At 45.2% G+C, this 2426-nt stretch carries 4 protein-coding genes; 2 read left to right on the top strand and 2 right to left on the bottom strand.

The genetic code is table 11. The features are described 5' to 3' along the window. Positions 1-682: 682 nt before the first annotated feature. Entirely contained in the window at positions 683-1099 is a 417-nt protein-coding gene (locus tag OOT00_RS15870; RefSeq protein WP_265426401.1) for a type II toxin-antitoxin system VapC family toxin, read from the top strand. A gap of 15 nt (positions 1100-1114) precedes the next feature. Here OOT00_RS15870 and OOT00_RS15865 read toward each other — a convergent pair whose 3' ends face one another. Then, positions 1115-1564 carry a hypothetical protein gene (locus OOT00_RS15865; protein WP_265426400.1) on the bottom strand — a complete coding sequence of 150 codons (450 nt, stop codon included), beginning with the start codon at positions 1562-1564 and terminating at the stop codon, positions 1115-1117. Positions 1565-1593: 29 nt separating this feature from the next. After that, a complete protein-coding gene (locus tag OOT00_RS15860; protein ID WP_139450796.1) occupies positions 1594-2127 on the bottom strand; it encodes a helix-turn-helix domain-containing protein in 534 nt (177 codons plus the stop codon). 115 nt (positions 2128-2242) lie between these two features. Here OOT00_RS15860 and OOT00_RS15855 point away from each other — a divergent pair. Then, on the top strand, positions 2243-2426 hold a 184-nt coding region (locus OOT00_RS15855; protein WP_265426399.1), incomplete at its 3' end, for a hypothetical protein.

Here is a 2426-nt window from a genome sequence, read left to right as displayed (position 1 = left end):
GTTTATTGCCCTTCGTGCAGGATGCCCGTGGGTTCCCCTGAAGGTTTCATTCCTTACGGGTGCAGCAGGTGCCGTATCGGTCTTGATTTTTGTGGTCATGATCTCCCCCGGATATTGGAAGAATTAAAAAACGGTTAAGGTTTTCTGTAATGCGCTCTGTGTTGTTTTCAGCCCTTGTACGGTGGCCGCCGTGCAGGGGTTTTACACTTAAAAACTAAAAAAATCTTTATAATCACTTTTATTGACTTTGGTGTTTTGGTTTCAGATTGTCAAGAATAAAATTGCGTTTTATGTAAATTTATTTTACCTCTTCTTCCCTTTTCTGACACAAACAAACTTTAACCCTTTCAAAGCACCAGAACAGCGTGATATCCTTGAACAGAAACAGAGCTTTGAAATCCTTAAGAATAAGGGGGAGGCATGAAAGATTCAGCACTGATTCGTGAATTTGTATCCCTGCCGCCAGAAGCACAAAAACAAGTGATGGATTTTGTTGCATTCCTTAAAACCCGGTACCCGGAAAAACAGGAAAAACAGGAAAAACAGGAAAAAAATCAAAAAAAATCCCACTCTCTGGAAAAAGAGTCGTTTATAGGAATGTGGCAGGACAGAGAGGATATGAAGGACAGCTCTGAGTGGGTCCGAAACATGAGACAAAAAGAATGGAGCAGAAATAGGCTTGATGAAAAGAACAGTTCTGGATACGGACATTCTCATTGATGCCGCAAAGGGGATAGATACGGCGGTGCAATGCCTTTTTTCACTTGAGAAAAATACAGGCGTTGCCATCAGTATTATTACATATATGGAACTGGTAGTAGGGTGCAGAAATAAAACAGAGTTGCGGAGCTTAAATCTTTTTCTGAAAAAATTCAAAGTCCTGCCATTGGATAACTCCGCTTGCGGCACAGCTCTGAGACTTCTGAAGCAATATCGCCTCAGCCATGGGCTTATGATTCCAGAGGCCCTGATCGGGGCCACAGCCCTGACTTTGGACCTCCCTTTTATTTCAAAAAACCAAAAAGATTTTCGTTTTATTCCGGGGCTGGACCTTCTCCCATACCCCGGCTCCAAAAAAGAAGAGGAAATCAGAACCTGATTTCCTCTTTCTGCCTTAAAGTATTTTTACAAAGGTATAATAATACCCGCTTTCATGCCTGCAATAAATGATATCCATATCCACCGCACGGCCATCCGCACGGGTGATATGCACGGTGCGACAGGCATAGCCCTCCCGCTCTACCTCCTCAAAAATGTCATCCCTCTGCTCGGGATTCCGATAGATGTCTCTGGCAAGATCCATTTTCTTCAGACTGTAGCCCAACAACTCTTCCCAGAGTTCCCACTGGCAGTTTCGGATTCTTTTTCTGTCTGAAACCAGACGGATAACGTCTGTAACACCGTGCCTTTCCATCCATTCTTCGAATGCCTTGCGAATAAGACGACTCACAAAAAAGAGGTTAGAGGTTTCCCTCTGCGCCTTTCGCCGCTCCTGACCGGAACAACGCTCCATGCCCACATTCTCCGGGCACTGCCTGCGGTCTGAACCGCTGCGGCGTTCCATGGAAACTGCGAGGCCTTTGTGAGTCGCAGCTATTCCCCCGAGGCTTTTTTTCGGATTTCGGATTCAACCTGAAAGGTACTGGTTTTTAGGTCGGAGTTTTCTTGAAGGAGGGCTGTGATCATTTCCTGTTGTTTTTCTACGGTTGCCTGAAGCTTTTCAAGCTGAGATTCCTGCTTTTCCGAACGGAGCGTCTCCCTTTCCACAGTCTTGGCAAAAAGCTCCACCTGCCTTCGCAGGTCTGATATTCTTTCCTCATACATCTGCCTGATGGACTCATCCATAATCATCTTCCCCCCCACAGCCGGAGTATTCCCGTTGCAGGCATCCTGATCCTGACAGGAAACTGCGTCTGAATTTTCTTTAAATCCAAAAAGTTCATTAGGGGATATTTTTAAAAACTCACAAATGGCCGGAATCTTATCAGGTCTGGGCAGAGCGTTCCGGCTCCACCTGTATGCAGACGTGGGAGTATCTCCCGTAACAGCTGCCAGGTCCTGAGGGGAAACATTCAGCTTCTGCATCTGCCTGTTAATAATGCCGCATATGTGGTCTCGTGTATTCATATTCCCCTTATACAAAAAACGTAAAAAAAAATCTCAAACTTTACAATCGCAATAAAATGCCTTAGGTGTAATAAAAGATATTGACCTTACTTTTGTTGTAAAATAGAGTGGAGCCATGAAAAAAAGAATAAACCATAAAATGCTGGCAGAAATTCTGGGACAACACCCCCTTCATGTTCGTCGTTTAAGGATTGGCGAATGTCTTCCAAGGCCCAACAAAGCCCTGTTGCTTGCGGATTCGCTGGGGATACCGCCCTACCACTTCATGTGGCCCGAACGCTACGGCAACCCATGGCCCA

This window comes from Desulfobotulus pelophilus (assembly GCF_026155325.1).
Classification (GTDB): Bacteria; Desulfobacterota; Desulfobacteria; order Desulfobacterales; family ASO4-4; genus Desulfobotulus; species Desulfobotulus pelophilus.
Note: the sequence above shows the minus strand (reverse complement) of the source record. Positions and strands in the feature narration are given on the sequence as shown.